General features: G+C 63.7%; 13 protein-coding genes and 1 pseudogene. 8 read left to right on the top strand and 6 right to left on the bottom strand.

Annotation, left to right across the window (positions count from 1 at the left end; genetic code table 11):
• Positions 1-19 precede the first annotated feature (19 nt).
• Complete coding sequence (locus OYT95_RS39700; RefSeq protein ID WP_268793045.1) at positions 20-202, top strand: hypothetical protein; 183 nt, start codon at positions 20-22, stop codon at positions 200-202.
• A 501-nt stretch (positions 203-703) separates the two neighbouring features.
• On the opposite strand, the gene OYT95_RS39695 is transcribed toward OYT95_RS39700, so the two are convergent.
• From OYT95_RS39695 to OYT95_RS39685, 3 genes are all read right to left on the bottom strand, one after another.
• Positions 704-1,561, bottom strand: a complete 858-nt coding sequence (locus OYT95_RS39695; protein ID WP_268793044.1) for a ParA family protein — start codon at positions 1,559-1,561, stop codon at positions 704-706.
• 116 nt (positions 1,562-1,677) lie between these two features.
• Complete coding sequence (locus OYT95_RS39690; RefSeq protein ID WP_268793043.1) at positions 1,678-3,390, bottom strand: ParB/RepB/Spo0J family partition protein; 1,713 nt, start codon at positions 3,388-3,390, stop codon at positions 1,678-1,680.
• A 4,873-nt stretch (positions 3,391-8,263) separates the two neighbouring features.
• Positions 8,264-8,491, bottom strand: a complete 228-nt coding sequence (locus tag OYT95_RS39685) for a hypothetical protein (RefSeq protein WP_005262432.1) — start codon at positions 8,489-8,491, stop codon at positions 8,264-8,266.
• Positions 8,492-12,435: 3,944 nt separating this feature from the next.
• Here OYT95_RS39685 and OYT95_RS39680 point away from each other — a divergent pair.
• The 3 genes from OYT95_RS39680 to OYT95_RS39670 are packed head-to-tail and all read left to right on the top strand — an operon-like array spanning position 12,436 to position 15,384.
• Positions 12,436-12,768 carry a hypothetical protein gene (locus OYT95_RS39680; RefSeq protein WP_328286587.1) on the top strand — a complete coding sequence of 111 codons (333 nt, stop codon included), beginning with the start codon at positions 12,436-12,438 and terminating at the stop codon, positions 12,766-12,768.
• Between the two features lie 4 nt (positions 12,769-12,772).
• Complete coding sequence (locus tag OYT95_RS39675) at positions 12,773-14,587, top strand: hypothetical protein (RefSeq protein ID WP_268793041.1); 1,815 nt, start codon at positions 12,773-12,775, stop codon at positions 14,585-14,587.
• Positions 14,587-15,384, top strand: a complete 798-nt coding sequence (locus OYT95_RS39670; protein WP_268793040.1) for a hypothetical protein — start codon at positions 14,587-14,589, stop codon at positions 15,382-15,384. The genes OYT95_RS39675 and OYT95_RS39670 overlap by 1 nt, the downstream gene beginning before the upstream one ends.
• Positions 15,385-15,550: 166 nt before the next feature.
• Here the strand turns inward: OYT95_RS39670 and OYT95_RS39665 are convergent, their stop codons facing one another.
• Positions 15,551-17,389 (bottom strand): RNB domain-containing ribonuclease, encoded by a 1,839-nt coding sequence (locus OYT95_RS39665; RefSeq protein WP_442972600.1) that lies wholly within the window; start codon positions 17,387-17,389, stop codon positions 15,551-15,553.
• Between the two features lie 302 nt (positions 17,390-17,691).
• Here OYT95_RS39665 and OYT95_RS39660 point away from each other — a divergent pair, with 302 nt between their 5' ends.
• Positions 17,692-17,967: a response regulator transcription factor gene (locus OYT95_RS39660; RefSeq protein WP_268793039.1), complete on the top strand. Its 276-nt coding sequence runs from the start codon at positions 17,692-17,694 to the stop codon at positions 17,965-17,967.
• A 507-nt stretch (positions 17,968-18,474) separates the two neighbouring features.
• Here the strand turns inward: OYT95_RS39660 and OYT95_RS39655 are convergent.
• Together OYT95_RS39655 and OYT95_RS39650 are read right to left on the bottom strand one after the other, a co-directional pair.
• Entirely contained in the window at positions 18,475-19,461 is a 987-nt protein-coding gene (locus tag OYT95_RS39655; RefSeq protein WP_268793038.1) for an NADPH:quinone reductase, read from the bottom strand.
• Between the two features lie 50 nt (positions 19,462-19,511).
• Positions 19,512-20,045, bottom strand: coding sequence for a PadR family transcriptional regulator (locus tag OYT95_RS39650; RefSeq protein ID WP_268793037.1), 534 nt, complete (start codon positions 20,043-20,045; stop codon positions 19,512-19,514).
• A 102-nt stretch (positions 20,046-20,147) separates the two neighbouring features.
• Between OYT95_RS39650 and OYT95_RS39645 the strand changes: the two genes are divergently transcribed.
• The 3 genes and pseudogenes from OYT95_RS39645 (at position 20,148) to OYT95_RS39635 (ending at position 23,803) form a co-directional block, all read left to right on the top strand.
• Positions 20,148-21,509: an MFS transporter gene (locus tag OYT95_RS39645; RefSeq protein WP_268793036.1), complete on the top strand. Its 1,362-nt coding sequence runs from the start codon at positions 20,148-20,150 to the stop codon at positions 21,507-21,509.
• Positions 21,510-21,735: 226 nt separating this feature from the next.
• A pseudogene (locus tag OYT95_RS39640) lies at positions 21,736-22,518 on the top strand (GntR family transcriptional regulator).
• A gap of 187 nt (positions 22,519-22,705) precedes the next feature.
• Positions 22,706-23,803, top strand: coding sequence for a zinc-binding dehydrogenase (locus OYT95_RS39635; protein ID WP_268793035.1), 1,098 nt, complete (start codon positions 22,706-22,708; stop codon positions 23,801-23,803).

Here is a 23,803-nt window from a genome sequence, read left to right as displayed (position 1 = left end):
AGGACTCGTTGTGCTACTCATGTTCGGACTCGCAGCGCTGGTGCCCGGCCTCTCGATGGGCTGGAATTGGGTCACCGGCCACGGCACCACGACGGCTACGGCGATCTCTTCTCTGATCATTCTGATGTTCGGCGGCAGTGCTGCAACCACCTACGCCTGCCGTGGACTGTGGAACCGCTTCCGTCGTCCATCACACAATTGATCGCACCGTCTGCGACGACTCGATCAACCCGAAACGGACAGCCCAGCTGCATCGACGTGACGACGGAACCGCACGCCGACCACACCGACCTGGCTCCCTACCCACCGCGCGACTCGCCCGCTAGCCCCCATGGCCCATAACGATCCAGCAGAGAACTCACCTCCGCGGCAATTACACCGACCCCTGAAACACCCTTCAGCCTGCCCTCGAGCTCTACATGCCGCCGCCCCGCGTCACACCGCCTTACCTGGCTCCAGCGGCTCAGCGTCCGGCTCGATCGCGCGACCATCGTTGTAGGTCTCCGCAATCACTCTCAGCTGCGCAGCGAACGCCTCCTGTGTGAACTGCATAAGCGAGTACGGCCGCCCGGTCTTGCGACGCACCAGGCGTACGGCGGCCCGGGCGAGCGCGTGCAGATCATGAGGCACATTGACTGTGCTCGTCCCACGCGAAGGCCGCATATGCCGCCCAACATCGTTCACCACAGGTGGCCTCCAGCCCCTACGCGACCACTGCCCGTTGTCCGAACAGCCCCAGCTTCTGCATATGAGTCAGCGCAGCCCGGTAGTCGCTGGTGACCGTCTTTGCCCTATAACCGTAAATCGGCACCGGAACATAATTCGTGTAAGCCTCATCCACGATGCTCGCACGACGGATCGGCGGCGTAACCCTGTCCGCATACTCACTCAGCAGATCATCCATCTGCTCACGGTAGACGTCACCGATCGGCGGCACCGCGCAGGGGACGATAGACAGCAGCGGAACGTCGACGCGGTAAGTCCGCTTGATCTTCCGCAATTCCTGCTCCAACGCCGGGATGCCTTCGTTCTCCTTGCCGGAGGGCTTCGTGCACGTGATCAAACCCCACGAACCGTAAGGCCCCTCCTCATCGACGGTTGTCGCGAGAATGCCGGCGATAACCAGAACATTCAGGGAGCCGGGGGAATCGATCAAGGTAACGTCGACCGGATCCGCCTCCTCCAGGGCGTCACGCAGGTGAAGTACACCACCCGTCACCGCAGGCAACTCCACGATCAACTTGTCGAGTGTGTCGCGTGCGGCGGGCACGATTGTCAGGTTGGGGATCTCCTCATATACGGGCTGGTCGCCTTCGTCGTATCCCCGCAACACCCGTGCAGGACGCTCGACTTCTTTGATAGATGCGTTGCGCCGCAGCACGTCGGCGGCGGTTTTACCGGACGCTTCCGGATACCCGAGCCACGTGCTCGCGTTTGCCTGACTGTCCATGTCGAGCACCCGGACGCGGTATCCGTCCTGAGCGAGCAATGTGGCAGTCGAGGTGACCGTTGTGGTTTTGCCGGCACTGCCGGACAGGGTTGCTACTGCGTAGGTAGCCACGGGAACTCCTTGCGGTTGAATGTCATGAATTGGATTGATGCCTACTTTTGGGTGATGCACCGTGCATCACCCGGCGGAGCGAGATATGAAGTCGGTGATGCACCGTGCATCACCGATCAACCGACGTCACGCAACTCGCGGCGCGCAGCATCGATGCGAGCTTCCTCCCACGCGGTCGGCCGGTACTCAGCACGCTCGGACAGCAAGCCCAAGTACGTGAGGTCCGAGGCCCCCCACTCCCGAGAGTCATTCGCTGCCGCAAGCTCGTAACCAGCCACCGCACAGGCCCAGGCAATCTCACTTCGGCGCTTCTCGTCGCCGTTCTCTGCGCTCATCCTGAACTCGGTCACGTCCAGGCCTTCCAGCCGCATATACTCCTGCGCCAGGCGCCACCCTTCCGCGCTCGTCGCCAACGCGGAAACACCGTAGGCGTACTGGTCGATGAAGTAGCTCACCAACTTCTCCCTCGGAGGAACGGAGGCCACAAGCTTCTTGCCCGCCTCACGACGAGCCTTCTGAGCCGCCGTCCGCGCTTCCGCCTCCAATCTCGCGGTCGATTCGCCGGCATCCTCGTTTTCGTCTGCCGGCTTGTCGACCGCATAGAAGACAAGCGTCCCCTGACCGGAATCGATCGCGCCGACAACGTTTGCACTCGCAAGATCGACATCGGAGACCTCGAACAGTCGATGCTCGTGGAAACTATCGCCGAACCGCTCGCGGGGATCCACAATCTCAAGACCCGCAGCCAGCGCCTGCTCCCGCGACTTTCGCTCGGTCAATACACGTTCAGCGGCACGCGTCGGGCTCATTCCACGATCAGAAATCAGCGCGAACGCCGCGAGCTGCTCAGCACGACGAGCATCCGTGCCCTGAGTCGGGTCCGCCTTCTTCTGCCAGCTTCGAGCGGGACCGTAGGGGAGCGCTCCAGCCAACGCCGCACCCTCGGCGCCACGAATCGCGTCCTCCGCAATCGCGGCCTGAACCTCGGGGGCAAGAAGTAGCAATGACAGCCGCCTTGACACCGTTGCCTGGTCGACACCGAGCTTCTCTGCGATCGCACGCTGAGACAACCCCAACTCGGAATACCGAGCGAACATCTGAGCCTCAGCGAGCTCCGAAAGGTCTTGACGCCCTAGATTCTCCAGCGTCATGGCATCGAGGTCGCCGTGATCATCCATCACGGCGTCATCAATTACTGCAGGAATCGTTGCCAAACCGGCTGCGATGGCGGCCGCACGACGACGGTGCCCATAAATGACCACGTACTCGGCATCGTCGCCTATAGCGTGAGCGAGATCAGGCCGCTGCGCGAGGAATCCCTCGCGCGTTACCAGGAGCGCAGGAACCTTGATGCCATTTGCCCTGGCCCCATTAACCAGCTCATCCCACTTCGGGTCGCCAGTCTGAGGCTTAGACCTGTCCGGGTCATTGAACGGGTGAGGGGCGGTCTGGAGAACTGGAACCTGCACAACGGTCTGACCGTCGGCCGCGGCCAGGCCGGCTAGCGCGGCGGTGATGCCGCCCGAGTTTGCATCACCGTTCGCCTGTGTAGGCGATACATCACCGGAGGCGGCGGCCGCGACTTCCTCACTCTCTTCGCCGCCAGCGAACTTTCGGAACCGACTCGCAGTCTTCCTGCCTGCCGGTTTGCGAGCGACCGGCTTTCGATTGGTCGCGGCCGGACCGGTCGATGGACTGGCGGCCACCATTTCGGATGTCACTCCGGCGTTCATCATCCTCCACTCTCTGCGCATGCTTTGCATGTATTTAGATGGAGCGTACTGGGATCGATCTACCTCCTTTGTGATCTCCGGCGGCGTGTCGCCCATGCGGTGATGCACCGTGCATCACCGCGACCTAAACACCGGGTGATGCACCGTGCATCACCGAAGAGAACTCGCGATCAGCCTGACTCGTCGTCTACTTGACCGGAAGCGCGGCCGAGTAACTTCGCTGCCGACGTCTTCGGTGATGCACGGTGCATCACCGAAGGTTTACCCCCTTCCGAACCGGGCCAAGTCAACACCGTGCGACGGCGCCGCCGACGGGGCGGGACCACGGACTGTGGAACGCCCGCCCGCGCCAGTGATGGGCCTCGACGTTCTTGCCTGCCCCCTTTTTGCGGCAACGCTGCCACCGCACAACCCGAACGGGGGAGACCCGTGAGGCGCGGAGCGTGCACCCCCGAGGTGTCACGCCATATTTCGTACACCACCTCGGAATCTGACCGTGATGCACCGTGCATCGCCATCTGACCTCTACGTGATGCACGGTGCATCACCACAGAGATGGCGCAAAGGTTGGAAGCTACGGACGGCTATGTCAGCGAAAGCCCTCGGTGCCCGTGTGGGCGTTCCGCTGCCGACCGGTGATGCACCCTGCATCACCGGAGGGGATCGCTCAGCGCCGCTCGCCTTCGGTGATGCACGGTGCATCACCCCAGTGCATTTGGTGGGGTTAGAAGCGCGGGCGGCTTCGGCAGCGAAGAGTCTCGGTGCCCGTGTGGGCGTTCCGCTGCCGACCGGTGATGCACCGTGCATCACCGGAGGGGTATCGCGTTCAGGTGGCGTGTGGCCATAGAGGCGCGATGGTCCCTAGCGAACCCAGATCGTCGACGGAGTGGTCCTCCTCTGCTTGGCAGATAAGCGCGCCGATCCGGTTCAGTGTGGACGTCTTCGGTGATGCACCGTGCATCATCGAAGACACCACCCCGAACCGGATCAAAGTCAGCACCGTCACTGCAGGACTTGACACAAGCGACGCCCGCAGCGCAGACGTGTGCCCAGAGGAGTTGCGCGACATTTCGTACGCCACCTCACGGATCCGAAAGTGATGCACCGTGCATCACGGCGGCATAACCCATCCAAATCTGGCCAAACCAAAGAGGCAGGAGCAAGGCGGGTGCAATTCGTCGGTGATGCACCGTGCATCACCACACAGGCAGTCCGGATGAGGTTGCAGGCCGCGGGAGGCAGTGACAACGAGGAGTCAGCCGCTCAGGCAAGGCGTTCCGTTGCCGACCGCTCCAGGATCTCGCTCTGAAGGGTTGCAAGTCACGTCGAGGTGGTGAACGCTCGCACTCTTGCTTGTCGGCGCCGGTGTCAGCATCGGGGCCATTGCACTTCGGTGAGCCGCGCGGCACTTCCGCTGAGGCCTGGGGCCATTGAAGAGTTGAAAAGCATCAGTGGCTGGCTGACTGGGTCCTGCCTGAGAGTGGGGTGGCTCCACGCGTATGTAAGTTCACTCTTGCGATCAACGGTCATTCCCCGGTCATTCCGCGCCGCGCTGCATCGGTTGCTCTGGCGTATTGACGTTCCTCCGAGCCCACTGCCTTGGCTCTCTTGGGTGAAGCCGTTCTTACAGAGGCAGCGCAACCGGGCCTGGACGGCGCCGGGGGAGTGAGCGGGTGGCGACTTACCTAAGGAAACAGGAGAGATGGAACTCGATGTTGACCAGCGAGCGCCCACGGGAGCGTCGCTCGATCAAGTCGTGGGTGATGCACCGTGCATCACCCACGACTGCCCTTGTCAAATATGTCGCAGACTAGCCAAATCTCACCGGGGCCTTCTGGAGTGCTCGGTGCGCCGCCCCTACCGGTCCTGGGCAAGATCTCGGCGATCAGGTTACGGATCGCGGTCTGCCCGAATGCTCGGACTAGGCGCCCACCGTCGTGACGCAGCGACTCAACCTTCCTGTCGAAATCCAACAGGCGAGGCAGAATCACTAACACTGCATGCAAACGTCCCGTGATCTGTCGAGCGGTGAGCACTCTGGCGCACGGGCCAGCTTCCCGCCAGACCAACCCGACGGGAAGTTGGATGATCCGTTCCGCCGATGTTCCGTCCATCTCCGACTTGATCACCCCGGCCTCGTCTCGTTAATCCATCGGGGTGATGCACCGTGCATCACCCCGATGCGGGCTGCTCCTCAACTTGAGAACACAAATCCGACTGCTTACGCGAGGTCCCGTCGACACGCCCAATCGCAGCACATCCAGCGCCGTCAACCGCTAGTCCAGGCTCGCCGGGTGACAATCGAACCTGACTGAGGCAGCTGTCTTTCGTAGTGATTCGGCCGGGTCCTGGTGGTCACGTCCCGGGGCGTGATGTAGCAGGTCGTCGCGGCCGAATACGGTCTGAATCCAGCGACCGATGAAATCGCCATAAGCCGTCCAGCATCTTTGCGGGGAGGAGACCGTCTCATCTCACCAACGCGCTCGAACGATTGCGTGAGTTCTGACTGCCTGATGTCATTGCCATAGAGATCCCTCACTGATCGCTCGCTGCACCCCAGCCCCAAACTGGTGGCTCGCAAGCCAACCCTCCACAGCCATACCAGCAGACCGCCTGACAAGTCAGTGCGCAGCAGCGGCGTTCGATTCCTACTCAAGTTGCTGCTTCAACTCATTCCAGTTCGTCCTCGATGCGAATGGTCCGCTTTCCCTTATCTCCGAAACGAATTCGAGGGACCTATGCGTGTTGCTCTTGCCGGATCGCACAGACCACTAGTCCCACAACCGATCACATGGCGACAACGTTTCTCGCTCCCGGGGAGTGGGTGTAATCAGCGAGTGACTCGTCGCGATCGCCCACTTTCATTCTTGCCCGCGACCTAGTCGGGCCGGGCGAGGGAGGAACACGAAGGGAGGCGGCGAAGAGAAGAAACACTCAACGTCTTCCCCGTCGCGGAGTGGGCACCACGCGGACCTGTGAGACGAAACGCTGGACTGAGGACGCGACAAACACGGTAGAGAACGGCCGCCGACTCGGCGACTGGTGACTCCTTCGCGTCATGCCCAAACGCGCAGTGCAGAAGCATGCGCCACTGCACCTGCAATGCAGGTCAAGGCTCGGCGATAGCTATAGCTATTCGAGGAGTGCCCTGACCCCTAAGTCCACTTCGACCCGCGTTGTCCTGCGTACTTGATCGCCACGTGAATGTGCTGCTCTGGAGCAGGCTATGGCCCTCCGCCAAAGTCCATTGTCAGTGTTCAGATATGTGCAACTGCTTTCCGACGCTCAAGCAGCTTCGACGCAAAGGTATTCTTGCACCGCTCACGGTGTCCAGGAGCCGCCACGCTCCCATCGCGGCGACTGAGACGCGCGTCGCGGTCCGCAATGCGCTGACGGGCTTCCTGGGCCGCTTTTTGGGCCATCTCAGACGGCGAGGGGCGGGTCCAATCGATCTGAGTCAACCGCCACCGGAGGTATCCCCGAGGCCGTTCGATGTGTTGCGGCCAAACCCAACCCCGCTGTTGGGTGTCGCGCGTGAGCTCAGCGGCAATGTCGCGCCCGCACCAGCGATTCACGTCAACGCCGGCACTTGCAAGGACCTCGCACACTGCTCCAATGTGCCCAGCCGATTCGAATACCGGGGCATGAACGAGCAGCTCAGCGGCGGTGCGCTGCAGGTCGATCGGCCGAGGTTGTCGTGTCGAGGTCTGTGGACTCTTCGATTGCTCGCCCGCGCGCGCTCGCGCGCGTTTTGGTGATAGATCTCTAACAAGAGATAACAACTTAAATCCCCTAGAAGGGGATAGGGGGCCACGAGCGCGCAGCTGGGGATAACTCGAGTGAGTCGCCTTCTTGGAACGGCGGACTTTCTTGGAGAGCTTTTTCACGGCGCGCCCAGCGGCGATGACCAGGGATTTCGGCGACGTCAGCGCCCAAACTGACGCCGCACGACGTTGAATCCGCCCGTGATGAGATTCAGCAGCAAACGACTCGTCAGCTCTCAGGTACCTCCCTCGTACCATCTCTCGGGCGACAGAAAGTGACTGAAGTGCCCTTCTGGCGCGTTTCACAACTGACACGCTGACCCCGCTGCGGTGGGCGATCGTATCCCGCGCGGCGCATACACGCCGGCCCGTTGACCGTTCTGCGAACGAGGCCATAGTCACGGCCACGGCGAAGACGAACTCTGTGCTGACCTTGCATCGTCGGCAAACGTCACGCCCGGTAGGGGAGTTCAACACATTGCGGACCTGGAGTTGCCAGGCAGTACGCCCGGTCCATGCTGGTGTTGAGGCTTGTCGGCCGGGATCGACGGGTAACGACCAGGACCGGCCCCGCTGCTCGCTCTCCGCGTTGAGTTGCTCGACTTGAGTGACCCGTTCGACAGCGGCCGAGACGAGAGCGTCCCATTCGGTGTCGTTGGTCGTAGAAATCTCGCCGACGGGGGTGATCTGAGCAGGGTCGACGGAAAATGCGGCCGCATGAGCCGCAGAATTGGGGTGCATGACGCGCCTTTCACGCGCCCTTAACCAGGTTGTTGCCGTGAGTCGCTGGCATCACCAGCAGGACATGGCTTACCCTGACAAGAGCGCACGGTATCGACACGACTGCTCGCGGGACTGCCAATCACAGGAGCGGTCGTGTTGGAACGGCCAAATATGGGCGGTGGGTCTCATCCGGAAACGGTGGGACCCACCGACGTTTTCGCTAGTGGAATCGACACCCCCTCACGGCATGCGTAAACGCCGGAAGAGCCGGCGACATTAGGTCTGCGCTCACGGAATTGTCACGTTGGCGCTGAGATGAGACGTTGCGGACACCGATATCACGTCGTGTCGCGTGCGCACGACGAATCGCGCGTCCTATACTCATAGAAGGCAGACCTCCTCCCTTGCGTGGCGGTTTGTACGACGAGCGGAACCCCCGGAGCTGGCGAGCGAAGGGGGGTTTCGCCTTTTCTGGGCTCTGATCAGCCCGTCATTGGCAACTCTTCCTGTCTGGCTTGCGCCGGAATCGCTGGCTCGTTCTCGAGTGCCAGCTGAACAAGCGCGATCATTCGATCGGTGATCGTCTTCACACGACCATCGTCAACCGGTGCGAGAATCCGGTCGGCGATCTCCGCGGGGAACTCAACCCCGATATGGCGAACGGCGACGTCGCGGGCTGGGCGCCCGCCCCGACTTTTCCGAGTTGTCATGCCTTAAATCCTGCTCTTTGGGTTTAACTAAACCGCGCAGCGACACGCCGAGTTAAATAAAACTCGAAAATGACGCGTCGGACCCTCCTCCAGGCGTGAATCTGGCTCCGAATCGTATGCGATCGCCACCCTGCCTACTCAAGAAATATCTGATCAAATCTTGCGATGCGGCCGTAGGTAATCACACCACCCAAGAAACGTCACGTGATGAATCAAAATCTGTGTGATACAGAGATTTACGTACAATTACACCGCTTCGCGACAACAAGAGATCGAGAGCCGCTCACAACACTTCCCACCACGGATGTCACCGACCCTCCCCATAGACGAATCTCTGACCTCGCCATATCCGCAGATCCGACCTCTTTGCAGGACTCCCGGCCCACCGGTATCGGCGTGCCAGCGAAATAGGGACAAAGCAATTTGAGCGAGACGTGGAATCGCCGACACGTATCACAGCCCGACTGCCAAGGGTTCTTCGCACGACTTGAAATCTGTGGCGCCATCGAAAAGAGTCACCTCTCCTCGACGATCTTCAATTAGGTGGGTGACACTGACATCCCAATTGGCCTTCTGCCGACGCGCTACATAGACCCACTTGGGACGAAGTAGTGGAAATGCGCACGATGAACGCCGCAACTCACGGAGAATCTTCGCCGGCCTTTCCAACCATGTCAGCGGCGGCCATCTCATGGTCATCATGATCGGCGCGGGTTCGTTTCTCGACCATCCCGACCTTCAGGTCTACGCAATCGTGGCTTGTACCGGGACGGCTACTAGTTGGACGAGCGAACAATGCGCGATCTCGTGCCCGATACTATTGAGCCCCCAACGCCAGAGACACGGATTGCACTTACGCAGAGCAAGCAATGTCGTCAAGGTGGTTGGGCCCGTCAGGTCCTTGTTGGCCTGGGTCGGCCGACGAGTATTTGCGAAATGATCAGTGGCGGCGACCCAGTCATATGTGCACGACACGAGTTCGATACCTCACGGTTCAGTCGTCCGTCGAATTGTCCAGTCAAGAGCTGGGAGCTTACGCGGACAAGAATGCATTCACCCCCCGACCGACGGCAAATCTGGCGGCACAGGAAGTTGTCGTGATTGTCGGTGACCGGCCGACTGTCGCTGCAAGCAGGAGCGCCGCTACCTGACGGAACGATGCGCAACAGTGGCTGGGGCGGTGCGGTTAGAGGCGATACGAAGACGTGATCGCGTCGTCAAAGCCGGTTGGGTAGTCCTGGATTCGTTCCCCGCGCCACTACCCCCGAAACTTCGTCAACATCCAGATCTCGAAGGGTTGCATCTTTTGGTCAATTCAGCATTTCCGCTTGCTGGAGGCCGAAGATAGTGACGTTGACCCCTTCTCGGAGACGTATTGCGCGCCGCAGCGAATGTTGGTGCACCGGTCTTGGCCTCAGTCGGAAAAGATGATGATGCACGGTGCATCACCCGGAGGTCAGGTGATGCACCGTGCATCACCGAAGCCCCGACAACGAACGGATCGGCGCGCGTCGGTCGGGTAAGCGGCGAGCCAGCGTGACCGCGACTCCGCCGCGGTGATGCACCGTGCATCATCGGTGGGGTGCCGTGTCCACCGCGCCCGGTGCCGAGACCTTTCGCCGTCATGGTCATTTGAGGCTTGGAACCGGTTGTGTCACTCCTGGTGATGCACCGCGCATCACTGAGGGCATCGATAACAAACTGACGCGGGTGTCGGTCAAGCGGACGATGAGCTGGCCTGATCGCGACTCCGCTGCGATGATGCACCGTGCATCACGGGTGGGTGTGGGCCTCGCGTCGATCGGGCGAGATCAACGTGGCCCGGGCCGGGGTGGTGCACACCTTAGGTGATGCACGGTGCATCACCTAAGGTGAGTCCATCCTCAGGGCGTCGTGGTGTTGTGAGTCCGATGCGATGGATTGGTGAGTTGCCGTCAATTTCGCGAGGGGGTGACGACCGATTTGACGGAGCAGGGGCCATGAGGTCACTGAACACACGTAGTCGGTTGGATACGACTCAGCGTGCTGTCTCGCCTTCCTTGTGTTCCAAGCCCGGACATTCCATTGATCCACGGGGTGATCGACTTTCGGCTCAATCAGGACTGCGAGGCCGGATGCTCGGCAGCTGGATTAGTTTCAGTCAACGTCGCTCATGCCTCGCCGTAATGGGCGGCGAAGGATACTCACCGACGTCCCCAGAACCGGAGGCGGCCCGTGTCATCGTTATGGTGCTCCGAGCGAGCCGGCCGGGTGCGGAAGTTGGCTGCAGGTGTGGAATTAGTGGGGAAATGCCCGAGTCCTGTTGAGCGGCCGTCAGTGATCCACTATCTGTGCGGCCCGCCGCCATCGGAAATTGGGGCGGTCGGGGGCGGTGCCCGACCGGCCTGCGCCATCCGGGACACTCGATGCTGGGTGCAGAACAGCTTCGGTGTGAGGTGAACCGGATCCGGGTAAGCAACCGAGGTTTTGGAGAATGGTGTCGGGCAGGAAAGGCAGCCCCGCCTTCCTCGCCAGATCGCAGGATTGACCGGGTGTCGAGCGAACGCCAAACGATCTTGTGGAGGCACGTAGCGTCGGCATGTATTCCACGAACGTTTCGAGTTTCTCGGCGCTGTACGGGGAACGGCTCGATGCAGAGGTCTACGCCTACTGCACGGGGAATTTCGCGACTTCCTCAGAACTGCCTTCGGGTGATGCACCGTGCATCACCCGAAGGTGCGGGTGGAGCGCAACGTCGTGAGTATGCCAATCTGGTTGAGAGATGTTCAATACGGATCCGACACTTCCCGTTTCGTCATGAACCGTGCAAATGGATGGACCACGTGTGCGACCAAAGCAAGAGACTGTCGGGGACTGAGGCAATTGCCGGGTCTTCGTGAGCAAATTGCAGCCGGGGCGACGACCCTAGCCCTTGCAGACGGAGGTCGGGCAGGTCAGGGGTCGCGCGAATGAAGATTCACGTGTCCACCTGGTCGCCGATCATATATGATCGACCAAGTGTGCGCTGAGTTAGTCGCGTTGAGGACGATTTAAAACACTTCTATTGCAATGAAATTCGACGATGGAGAACCCATGACCCGCACTCGCCGATCACCGTGAGGCTGTAGTTTCGCAAGTCGGTGGAGGTTGCCAGAGTTCGCGCATCGGATGCGGGTGGGCTCGTTGGCGTCACCGCGTCGCATCGTGGCCGAATCGAGCCGCTTCGAGGTCGAACCACGCGGAACCCCGCCGGAGCTGGCGGACGGCGGGGCCGCGACACCGGCAGTCGAGGATCGGTCAAGCAGCGCGAACCGTACTGGCTGAACAGGATTCAACTCACGGTGTTGCGACACCAGCGGCCTGCACATCGGGTCAGCCGGTGCAATCCAGATCGTATGATGCCGAAACCGCCGATCCCAAGAGTGTGTCGTACACCACACACGATTTCTTGGGCGCTCACAGACGGTTCGTCGCGTATCGGGAACCCAGCCCAGCATGGTGAACCAGCCGACAGCTGACCGCTGTAGGCCGAGTGGCTTCTGCAGTTCAAGGCAGCAGCCACGAATATTTCTACAGAACAATAACTTTCGTGCATACGCAACCTCGATCGCTCTCCGCTACATGCAGAAGGAACGCGCGGTGGTTGCAGCAACGGCATCCTCACGTTCTTCGGCCCAGGATGCCCCTCGGTCGCGCCACGAAGATCAGCATGACCCACCGGGTGTTGCCGCGGTACCCACCGCCGGCATCGGCGTCGCTTAGCCGGCGGTGGCTGCCGCCGAGGTCAGGAAGGTGAAAGCTGTAGTGCCCGTCGGTCCCTATGTGGGCGCACGGTGGAAGCTCGCAAATTTACGTGCAACATCACGCGTAGCTTAACGCGTGATGTTGCGCGTATCGATTAGTATGAGCTGCAGCGGCTGCGGGAACATGCACGGCGGCCAAGGGGAGCGGGCAGAGGAGTGGCTATGGCACAGGTCGGAAGGCGTGGAGGCCACTCTTCGCGGCCGAGCGAGGGAAGTCGAACCTCGCGGCCGCGCACCGATGCCCCCGTGTCGGGAGGCGGTCCCGTCGCCGCGGCGTCCACCGAGGGGTTTACGTCGAAGCTTGAATCCCGCAAGGGTCCGGTGAAGGTGCAGCTGAATACGTGGGTGCTGGCCTCGACGGAGGCCCGGTTGAAGTGGCTGGTGGCGAACCGACAGTTCACGGTCACCAGCGTCGTTGACGTTGCCCTGCAGGAGTTGCTCGACCGCTACGACGTACCACCGGCAGATTCAGATGGTCGGATCAGGGAGCAGTAGACCGATGAGCCGTCCGTGGGAGCAGATTGCGCTGTTCGACCTGCACGAGTCCTCCGCCTCGGATCCTGGCATCGACGATGCCACCGAGATCGGCGCGGAGGAGAGCGCCGAGGTGGAACCGCCGACGCTCACCACCGCCACGGAACCACCGACTGCACCGGCAACCGAACCGACAACAACACCGAGCCGACCGGTGTGGGAGTCGCTACCGGTCGGTGCCGAGGCGGATGAGCACGCGCTGATCGTGACCGCCGACGGAACGTACACCCCGTCCGGGCGGGAGTTGACCGGTCCGGTCGATTCGGTGGAGAAGCTCGACAAACTGGTTCGCTGGGCCGCCTTGAAGCCGCTGGGGGCACCTCCGCAGGTGTGGATCGTGGGCCAGGACGCGTGCGAACTGCTGGGGTGGGTGATCGACCCGGGCAGCGAAGACGACTTCGACGACATGGAGGCGCTGCGCACCCGCGCCGCCGCCGAGCTGACCGCGGTCCTGCAGGCCACGCTGACGCCAATGCTGAGCGCGGGGTGGGAGCTGCGCGGCGATCCAGGGCACGTAGTGCACCTGTCCCGCAGCATCGGCAAGTTCACCTCCATGGTCGATGTGGTGATCGAGCCGTACGTGTGGACGTACTGGAACAAGGACTTCGGCTGGAACAACCGGGTCGGCGAGATGGGCATCCTTGGCTCACCCACCGCCGGAACGTATCTCCCCGACGACGACCTGCCGGCCGCTCGCGAGTTGGGTCGCCGGCTGGCGTGGTCCGCGAAACACCTCGGCGTACTCCCCGGACCGACACCCGCCCGCACCGGCGCCGCGATCGTCGACAAGATCAAGCGCGAACGCACCCGATCAGGCAAGGGCATTGTGGTGGCGACCGCCGGCCCGGTACCACCGCTCGACGGCGCCCCACGCGGGGACCTCGAACCCGCGGTCGGCTGGACCCGGATGCCCGACGAACAGGACCTCGAGAGCACGAGCCGGTTGGTATCAATCGACCAACGCGCCGCCTACCTGGCCTCGGCCGGGATGCTCGAATTCGGATACGGACAACCCACACATCTGACCGGAGACGCCGCGGCCGCTGCGGCGGTGGGGGACAAGGGTGCCCCGTTCGGGCTGTGGCGGATCACCCTCCCCGCGGGGCAAACTTTGTCGCTGCCCGAGAAGCTCCCGTTGCCGCACCCGCACATGCTCGCCGACCAGCCGGTGCAGACCTGGGTCACCTCCGTGAGTCTCGACGGGTTGTGCTCACCGGTCGCGGATGGGGGGATCGGCGCCGACCTCGACGACCTGGACATCACCGAGGCCTGGGTCTACCCGCAGCAGGGCCGCGTGCTGGACAAGTGGGCGAAGATCCTGCGCGAGGCCCGCAAGGTCTCGGTGGACACCGAGGACGTGGCGACGAAACGGTTCATCGGGTCCTGCTACAAGGGCTACATCGGGCGAATGGTGAACCCGGACATGTGGACTGCCAAGCAGATGCACCATCACCACCAGCCGCTCTGGCGGGCGGCGATCATTGCGCACTGCCGGTGGCGCGGCCGCCGGGTGGCGATGCGGATTGCCCGTGAACACGGCCGCTGGCCGGTCCGCACCGTCACCGACTCCTGGGTGTACCTGCTCGCTGACAGCGAGGACATTGCCGACCCGAGTGAGGCGTTGGGGAAGATGTCGGTGGAGAAGGACACTCTCCTCACCGGCCCGCTGCTATCCGCGTTGGCGTCGGCGGAGGATGTGCACGAGGTGAATCTGGCGATCAGGGCGGCCTTCGCCGACGACGAGTTCGCCGCCGACGACGAAGGGGAGGGGGCACTCTGATGGCCCTGCATCTTCCCAAACCCCGTACCACGAAGCCGGCGCAGCAGGCGGTCGGTCTCGACGGCCTCAAGGTCTCGGTCGCCAATGCCGCGACCAGTGGTGTCGAAAAGTCGAAGCAGGTCAAGAGCGGGGGGCTGGCAGGGCTGACCAGCAAGGTCTCGGTCAAACAGCTGCGCAAGGAACTCGGCAACGAGGGTCTGCGTCAGGCGGCGATCGATGCCGGCCGCACACCGCCGTCGGCTCGCACACTGCGCCGGTGGGCCCAACAGGGCCGCATCCCGCACTCGGATGTTCTCGAGCGTGCGCAACGGCGTGCGGCGATCGAACGCCTCGGCGGTATCGACGCGGTGGCCGCGAAGATCGGGCGGTCCCGCTCCGCCGTCTCCCGGTACCGGTCCGGGGAAACGAACGAGTTGCGTGCCGACGCCAGCAAGAAACTCAAAACCGTGAAGGCGCAGGACATCATGAAACGCGCCGGGGTGTTGCGGCCGGACGGAACCCCGAAAAGAGCGGTCATCCGGGTCAAGGGTGGTGTCATGGTCCGCAACGGCGCCGACGAGGGCTACGACTACCGGGTCCGGACCCTGGATTTCGCGAACTCCGACACCCCGTTCAGCAACGATGAGTCCCGCGAGCTGGCCGCCGCGCTGGCGAATGACGATCACGCCCGAGTCGTCGCCTTACTCGAGCGGCACGCCACCCTCGACTACCCCGAGAACAAGGGCTTCGACAAGTACAGCGACCAGTTCGGATTCCACTTCGACCACATCGACTCCGTCCACATCGACTGGATCTGATCACCGGACGGACCGAACCACGAGCGGACAAGTCGTTTCCACAAGTCAGCATCGCGGAATCGGTGCCATTACAGAGTGCTTCTATCTCGTCTAGCGCTCCTCGCAATGCGGAAGTACTCGGTGGGATCGGATAGCAGGAACCCCTCCCCTCAGACATCTGTCGACTTCAGCGCTGTCCGAAGAGTGTCTCGATGAGCGCGGCCGCGGATGCGGTCTTCGCCGCCGTTTTCGTGGTCGCGTCGGCGGTGGCAGTGTGGCCGGCGAGGTGCACGGTGGCGGTGAATCGGCGTGCGTGCGCAGGCCCGTCGGTGTGGAACTCCCACTCGGGCGGGGCCTGATTGTTGTTCTGAGCGAGACTCATCAGCCAGGCAGTGGGGTTGGAGAGTGCCTTGGACTTCTTGGCCCCGTCCAGGTTCAGTGCGGCTGGAACGGTCATGCAGTGCGGTTCGCCGGATATGGCGGAACCGGGATGATGCGGCGCCGGTGGGGGAGTCGCCGGCTCCGGGGATGGCTCGGTGGTCGGCCAGTCCGGTTCCGTGTCGGGATGGTCGGTGCCGGTCAGCTGCGCGCGCACTGCCGCCCAGAGGGCGGCCTGTTCGGCCGGCTTCTTCGCGGCCACGGTGGCCCACGGCCCGCGAATGCCCAGATGGGTGGCGCGGGCAGCGAACAGTGGGTGGTGGTCGGCACCGTTGCGCCGGATCTCGAGATCGGTGGGCGGTTGATCGGGATGGGCTTGCCGCCACACCGACACCACGCTGGGTCCCATCTCCGGATGGGTGTCGGCGAGGGTGTCCAGGACGCGGAGTTGGATCGGAAGCCAGCTGGGGTCGGCGGCGTCGATCAGGACCGCGACGTCCGGGGCGGTCATCAGGTCGGCGTCGACACGGCGCGCGAGCTCAGAGGCGAGTTCGGCCCGAAGCGGTCCGCAGGCTTCGGCTTTGAGGACCTTATGGAATCGACGACTGTCCAGGGCGGCGAGATCGGCGGTGGCCTGTTCGGCGACGATGCGTTGGTCGGCGTGCTTGAAGTGATTCTTCTTCGCCTCCCGGGCGGCGCGGGTGCGCCGGTTCAGATCGGCGCCGAGGGCGGCGAGTTGGTCTGGTGTGTAGGGGGCGGGGGAGTGGCCGAGGTGGGCGAAGATGATCCGCTGGTTGATCAGGTCGGCCACCCGCCGCAGCGGTGAGGTGACATGGGAGTAGGCGCTCAACCGTAATCCGTAGTGGCCGTGCACGGTTCGGTCGTAGGTCGCGACCCGCAGCGTCGACAGCAGCCGCCCGCGCAGTTTCGCGAACAGATCCGGGTCCCCGGCCGCGGCGGCGATCTCATGCATCAGCTCCTCAGTGCTGCCGGCCACAGGGTTGGGCCGGTGATTGCGGAACAGGATCGGCAACCCCCGCTCCACACACCACAACGCCACCGCCTCATTGGTCGCGATCATCAACTCCTGCACGATGACGTACGCGACGGTCCGCAGTTCGGCGGCGATCGCCACGATGGCCCCGTCCTCATTGGCTGCCCAGCCGCGGGTGAGGTCATAGAACGCGAGGGCACCGCCGTCACGGCGGGCAGACAGCAGGACCTGCGCGGCAGCATCCGCCGCGGCCAACTGGGGGTGCAGCGGATTTGCCGGGTCGGTCAGGATGCCGGGCACCTCGGCGTGATCAACCGCCACACACCGCCCCGCCGGAATCTCCCCGCGGCCGACGGTGACATCGACCAACCGACCGTCGGCGGTGACGGTGCCGGTGACCCGCAGACTGGTCCTCCGGGAATCGGCGGTCAGGGTGGCAGGCTGCTCGGCCGTGTCGCCGAGCATCGAAATGGTGCGGCTGCGCAGGTACCGGGTCTCCGCCCGCAGGAACGCCTGCTCGTCGGCGACCGACCCGAGACCGACGACATCGGCGACACCGGCGATATGAACCTCCACCGCCCACCCGCGTCCGTCAGGGAGAAGAGTGACGGAGAAGGCGTCGTCCCGGTCCCGCGCAGACACCGAGTCGATCATCAGCAGCGTCGATAGGTCTGTCGTTGTCGGTGATGTCAGAGTCGCCACACCCCCCCTTGTTTCTACACAGGTCCGACGATAACCAATCTCCACCAGGCGCCGTCAGCGACGCGCCTGGTGAACATCACCTACGAGTCTCTAGAACCGGCTTCAGGTACGACTTGCTCACTGTGGTGAACGGATAAAGCGGACACTGCGCGTCGTCTGGGCCCGCGCATTGACCCATCCGGCTGGCCTGCCGCATCGAATCACACGGTGTGCGTCCTGCGGCGAACACTGCGCGTCGAGAAGGTGAGATCGGTATGGCTCCTATTCCTGGCCCCACGCCCGACCCTGTCGGGCAACCGCAACAGCGGCCCACGCTGACACCGCGCGAGCTGGAGATCCTCCGCCTGTGGCTGCATAGCGAATCGAAGACCGTTGCCGCATCCGAACTGGGAATTAGTTTGGGCACGATCAATACCCACCTGATCCGGATCCGAGCGAAGTACGCCGCCGTCGGGCGCCCTGTTGCCGACAAGTCCGGATTGTTGGTCCGGGCGCTGCAGGACGGACTGGTGTCTCTCGCTGAGCTCTGACGCCCAGGTGCAGCTGTAGTCCTCAACCGGCATTCCGCGGCGCGGTATTCGTCGGCTCTCACGATGTCTCGTCTACGGCCGCCGGATCCAGGTCTGGTCATTGAGCCGTGCTGCCCGGGCATTCTCGTGAGCGACTATCGCTTCCTGCCAGTCATGATCGGTCACGTCGGCGTCGCCACGGGCGACAGGGGGTGGGGCGCCGAGCTGTGCGGCCGCCTCACGGATCGGATGGAGGCCGACGGACTCCTGACCCGCGAGGTACCACGGGGGGGGCAGGCCTCGCTGAGATCGCCAGTACGATCCTTGGCATCCGAACAGTGAAGGACAGGATGTGCGGTGGCCCGGCGACGTGGGCGCGTTCCTGATCGGCACCTCCCGGTGCTTGTCGCGGACCCCGACCGGGGTCGGCGCCGACGTGCTGATCGTCGACGAATGGTTCGTCGGTCCTTACAGACGAGGCTCCGCCCAACGCTTGTCGGAGGGATCTCGGTCGTCCATGTCGTGTGTTCAGTCCGGGATGGCTAGCAGGGTGCGGGTGCGGGTGCGGGTGCCGCGGTCGACGAGGTCGTGGGCGCGCGTCGCCTGATCGAGAGGCACGGGTTCGTCGATGGCGATCGACAGGGCACCGTCCGCCGCGGCGGCGGTCAGGTCGGTGGCGGCCTGCTGTTTGGCCTCGGCCGGAAAATCGTCACTACCCAGTAAGCGAATGGTGATGTTGTCGAACAGCATCGGCCAGAACGGGAAGTTGGGCCGGCTCTCGCCGGTGCCGTAGGCGGCGATCACGGTGTGGTTCTTCGCGACCGCGGCGTCGAGGTCGATGTTGTCGGAGAACGCGACCTCGATGATGCGGTCGATCCCGCCCGGCGCATGATCTCGTATCTCGCGTGCGGGGTCGGGGCCATCGAGCGCGACGACCTGCTCGACGCCGCGGCTGTAGGCGTGCGCGAGGTCGGCGCGATGACGCACGGTTCCGATCACGGTCGCGCCGCCCCACCGGGCCAGTTGCGTGGCCATCGCTCCGACGCCGCCGAGCACGCCGTGCACCAGGACCGTGCGGCAGCGGATCGGGCCGTCGCCGAAGACCGCGCGGTGGGCGGTGATGCCGGGGATACCCAGGCACGCGCCGATATCGTCGCCGACGGTATCGGGAAGAGTCACGGCCTGAGCGGCAGGGACAACCGTGAACTGGGCCGCGGTGCCGAACGCGCGGTAGGACTGCGCACCGAACACCCAGACCCGTTCGCCGATGCGGGCAGAATCGACACCCGCACCGACCTTGTCGACCACGCCGGCGCCGTCGCTGTGTGGGATTACCCGCGGGAAGGGCATCGACGACCCCAACCAGCCCCGACGCTTCTTCGTGTCGCCCGGGTTGATCCCTGAACGGGTCACCCGCACTCGGACCTCACCGGCGCCGGGTTCGGGCGTGGGTAGGTCCCCGAATCGCAGCACCTGCTCGGCCGGGCCTTGCATGTCGTACCAGACTGCCAGCACAGGGGGTCCTTTCTTGCGCCCGCACACGCGATGATGTCGTTGGGGATGCTCTACCTGGGATCAACTTTCGGTTCGGCAAGTATTTCGTGCAGCCAGGCTCGCTCGGCGGTACTGGTCGCCCGGGCGACGCGGAGCATCCCGCGGCGGTAGGGGTCACCGACCTCCTCGGCGCGCAGCGGCCGGTCGCCCTCGTAGAAGAAGCTGGCCGGTTCCTCGAGGAACGCCAGGCGCCGCCGCAGCACCGCCGCCCGAGCGGCGGGGTCGGGCAACCGGGACAGGAAAGCCAGGATGGTCATGAACTTGGTGTTGTCGGTGATTTCGTGCTCGTCCGGTTCCCGCAGGCGGCGCAGCAGTTCGCTACGGCCGTCGGCGGTCAGGTGTAGTACCTGCCGTGGGGCCGCCGCCGCGCCGGGTTCGGCCCGCTGTTCGAGAAGCCCTTGCCGCACCAGGCGTTTGATCGCCGGGTACAGGCTGCCGTCGCTGACCGGGCGGGTGTAACCGGACAACTGGGTGACGCGGCGGCGCAGCTCGTAACCGTGCAACGAACCGTCGGTGAGGAAACCCAGGATGGCCAACTCCAGCATGCCACAAGCGTACACCTCGAAACGAGATATCTCGATACGAGGTATCGTTTGCCTGCGCAAACTCGGCGCCTGACTCTTCGACACCCCGGAGTGCACTTCCTCATGACGATCAATCCCGCTGCCCCCGACCCTCAGGGGCCGCCCACCGCAGGCAACGCGGCCACCGACCACCCGCTCCCACGGGCCTCGATCGTGGTCGCGGCCCTCTCGACCGTCGTCGAGTGGTACGACTTCACCCTCTATTTGTTCATGGCCACGGTGCTCTCCCGGGTGTTCTTCGGCGACGGACCAGAATCGATCCTCACCACCCTCGCCGTCTTCGCGATCGCCTATGTGATGCGACCGATCGGAGCGCTCGTGTTCGGATACTTCGGTGACAGACTCGGCCGACGCCCTGTCCTGCTCGCATCGATGACCGTGATGACCGCCGCGATGCTCGCGACCGCGCTGCTACCCACCCAGACGCAGATCGGGCCCACCGCCGGGGTCCTGTTGCTGTTGTTTCGGTGCGTCATGGGGTTCTCCGTGGGCGGGGAATACACCGGCGTGATGACCTACCTCGTCGAGGGTGCGGTTCCGGGCCGTCGCGGGTTGGTAGCGTCACTTGCCGCCGCGGCGAGCGAGATCGGCGGTCTGCTCGCCGCCGGGGTTTCCGCATTGACCGTGTTCTTCGTCAGTGGTGATGCGCTGGAGGAGTGGGGTTGGCGGATCCCGTTTCTGGTCGGAGCCGTGCTTGCCGCGCTCACCCTGGCAGCTCGCTCGATAATGCAGGAGTCGCCGGCTTTCGAGCAGTTGCGAAAGTCCGGGTCGGCGCCTTCGCGCCCGCTCAGCTCCATTCTGCGATTTCATCGGCCTGCGCTGTATCGAACGTTCGCAATCTCCGCGTTGGCCTCGGTGACCTACTACGTCGGCATCACGTACGTGCCCGTCTTTCTGTCCACCGTGACCGGCTACGACGAACGGTGGTCACTCGGGCTGACGACGATCGCGTCGGTGGCCGTCGTCGCGGTCACCCCGATCGCCGGAGCACTGACCGACCGGTTCGGGCGGCGACCGACACTGATCGTCCTCGGCGCACTCGCGGTTGCGTTGCCCGTGACCATGTTCGGGCTCATGGCCCACGGCTCGCTCGCTCTCGCGCTGACCGGCGCGGTGACCCTGGCCTGCATCGCCGGCGGCCTGAGCGCTGTCGGGGCCTCCGCCACTCCCGAACAACTCCCCGTCGCCGGCCGGTTGTCCGGTCTGGCCGTCGGCACCGTCGCAACCACCATCTTCGGTGGCCTCACCCCGTACGGCGCCCAAACCCTGGTCCAGGCCAGCGGTTCGGTGATCGTCCCCGGAGCCATGGTCACCGCTGTCGCCCTACTGTCCCTCCCCATCCTGTGGCGCATGCCCGAGACCGCGACGACGCGCCCGGCGAGAGCCGGCAGCAGCACGCACATCGACCGCTTCCGGTCGTCGTAACAACCTCCCCGGAGGCCGTCGCCCTGCAAGTCGTTCACCCCCGACACCTGTGTTGGCCTGGATTCCGGCATCGGTCAAGCTCGACCAGGGCTCCCTTCCCGGCGTTTCGCGTCGCTTCGACGGCATTGTCCCAGTTCAGGAGCACGAACCACGATCATCAGACCGCTTAACTTGTTGGTTACAGAGAGCTAATGCGGTACCGGCCGTTTCTCTCTACATTGATCGCATGATTCGGCACGGAGCAGACGAACACCCGCGAACGGGGCGGCGACACGCCGCCGCACGGCGTGTGCGGGATCTGCTCCGCGCGGCCATCGTGCACGACGAGTTTCCTGCAGGCACGTTGCCGGGCGAGCCCGAACTCATGCTGGCGTTCTCGACGAGCCGACAAGTGATCCGGGACGCTCTCGAGCTTCTTCGAGACGAAGGACTCGTGCGGAGGGCGCAGGGTGCCGGAACCCTGTCGACCGCTTCCAAGGTCCGCCACAACTTCGGTTTTCTCCACGGTCCGGACGGCGCCGACTCAGCCGTCAGGCATCGTGTCCTGGCCGTCAATGAGGAGCCGGCAGCCCCGCAGGTTGCCCAGCGCCTCGGCATCGACACCGGTGCCGGCTGTGGGGTCATCGACCTCCTGACGACGCTGGACGATGAACCGTTCTACGCTTGCACCACCTATGTTCCGGCCACATTCTTGCCGGTCGTATCGCAGATGGACGCGAGGATGTAGTGGTTCTCGCTCTACGAGACTGCAGGTATCGAGTTGGGTACTACGGACCACTCGATCGAGGCGGTCGTTGCCGACGATCTGGTGGCGCAACTTCTCGATGTCAGGGTCGGGCATCCGCTTCTCCTGTTCGAGCGGCTCCTGCGGGATGTCGAGGGCGCCCCGCTCGAGTATGCCTTCACGCGAGTGCGGGGCGACCGGCTCACCCTGATGCAGCATTTGACCCGGCCAACTTTGCTCGAGGCGCACGGGATACCGGTTCTGAGCCCCGACTCGGCGGGCTGACCTAACCCCCTTTTCGCGGTCTCGGTTCGATGCCGCGCCTACTCTCTGGGCCTACATCAGTTGGGGCGGAGCAACTTCACGAGTTCTCGATGCGCCATGGCTCGGAGATCGCGGAATCGGTCGATGCCAGGGTCGGGTAGGCACATTTCCATATGAGATTCAATCGGTTCGAAGAAGGGTAGAGGCGTTGATCTACAGTGAATTGGCGACCACATCCGCAAGCGACGAGCAGCAGGGCATTCCCCATACGATGCGGGCTGTGCGGGTTGGCGTCGCGGGTGGTGGCCCAGAGGCGCTAGCGCACGAGGTGATTTCCGTCCCGGTGCCTACGGCCGGCCAGGTGTTGGTGAAAGTCGAAGCCACCACCGTGATCTCCTCGGAAATTGCGAGCAGGGAAGGCGTCTCCACCGCGGTACTTCCGCTGACGTTGGGGAACGAGTTCATCGGGCGCGTGGTGTCGGCACCCGGCGGCGAAATCCCTTTCGGGGCAAGGGTTGCGGGCGGTTACGGAGGATACGGCTACACCCGCGACGGCGCCTGGGCCGAGTACATCTGCGTCGAGGCTCACGACGCGATACCCTTCACATCCAATCTCGATTCGGTGACCCTTGCCGCGATCCCGGCCTCCTTCACGGCCGGCGCGGGAAGCATTGCCGCGCTGGGAGATGTTCGGGGCAAGAGCTTGCTGATACGCGGAGGAACAGCCGGGGTGGGTCTGGCGATCGCCACACTCGCGGCCGACGCCGGAGCTCGGGTCATCTCGAGCACCCGAGCTCCTGGCAAGCGTGACAAACTGTTGGACCACGGAGTCGATGCGGTCGTGATGGATGGGCCCGATCTCGCACAGCAGGTCCACGCCCTGATCCCAGGGGGTGCTGATCTCGCCGTTGACCTACTCGGTTTGGCAACTTTGCCAGCCACCTTGAAGTCAGTGCACGAATACGGTGTCGTCTGCCTCACCGGTCTCCTGCAAGATCAACAGAACTCCATCCGGTCGGGTATCCGGGAGGATCGTTCCACGAACATTTTCCCACATCCCCTCGAATTCATTCCTCCGACCGTCCGGCTGACGGTTGGAGGCGTGCACGGGTCACCTCGCACGCCGGAGATGGTGCAGGACTGGTTCAGCGGCTTCGAATCGGGTCGTTACCGCATGCCCATCGACTCCGTCTTTGCGTTCGACGACATGGCGAGCGCGCACCTGCGACGCGCGGATCCCGATGCGTTCGGGAAGATCGTCGTCACCCTTTCCGACTGCGCGGATGCGTCGTCAGCTGCGCAGTAA

Source organism: Rhodococcus sp. JS3073 (assembly GCF_026810085.1).
Taxonomy (GTDB): Bacteria; Actinomycetota; Actinomycetes; order Mycobacteriales; family Mycobacteriaceae; genus Rhodococcus_F; species Rhodococcus_F wratislaviensis.
This window is presented reverse-complemented; position numbering and strand designations above follow the sequence as displayed.

What these genes read in the sequence shown, in the direction of transcription:
- OYT95_RS39700 (WP_268793045.1), top strand. Translation starts at nt 20, where the DNA reads ATGTTCGGACTCGCAGCGCTGGTGCCCGGCCTCTCGATGGGCTGGAAT.
- OYT95_RS39690 (WP_268793043.1), bottom strand. Translation starts at nt 3,390, where the DNA reads ATGGGCGACACGCCGCCGGAGATCACAAAGGAGGTAGATCGATCCCAG.
- OYT95_RS39685 (WP_005262432.1), bottom strand. Translation starts at nt 8,491, where the DNA reads ATGACAACTCGGAAAAGTCGGGGCGGGCGCCCAGCCCGCGACGTCGCC.
- OYT95_RS39680 (WP_328286587.1), top strand. Translation starts at nt 12,436, where the DNA reads ATGGCACAGGTCGGAAGGCGTGGAGGCCACTCTTCGCGGCCGAGCGAG.
- OYT95_RS39675 (WP_268793041.1), top strand. Translation starts at nt 12,773, where the DNA reads ATGAGCCGTCCGTGGGAGCAGATTGCGCTGTTCGACCTGCACGAGTCC.
- OYT95_RS39670 (WP_268793040.1), top strand. Translation starts at nt 14,587, where the DNA reads ATGGCCCTGCATCTTCCCAAACCCCGTACCACGAAGCCGGCGCAGCAG.
- OYT95_RS39665 (WP_442972600.1), bottom strand. Translation starts at nt 17,389, where the DNA reads ATGATCGACTCGGTGTCTGCGCGGGACCGGGACGACGCCTTCTCCGTC.
- OYT95_RS39660 (WP_268793039.1), top strand. Translation starts at nt 17,692, where the DNA reads ATGGCTCCTATTCCTGGCCCCACGCCCGACCCTGTCGGGCAACCGCAA.
- OYT95_RS39650 (WP_268793037.1), bottom strand. Translation starts at nt 20,045, where the DNA reads ATGCTGGAGTTGGCCATCCTGGGTTTCCTCACCGACGGTTCGTTGCAC.
- OYT95_RS39645 (WP_268793036.1), top strand. Translation starts at nt 20,148, where the DNA reads ATGACGATCAATCCCGCTGCCCCCGACCCTCAGGGGCCGCCCACCGCA.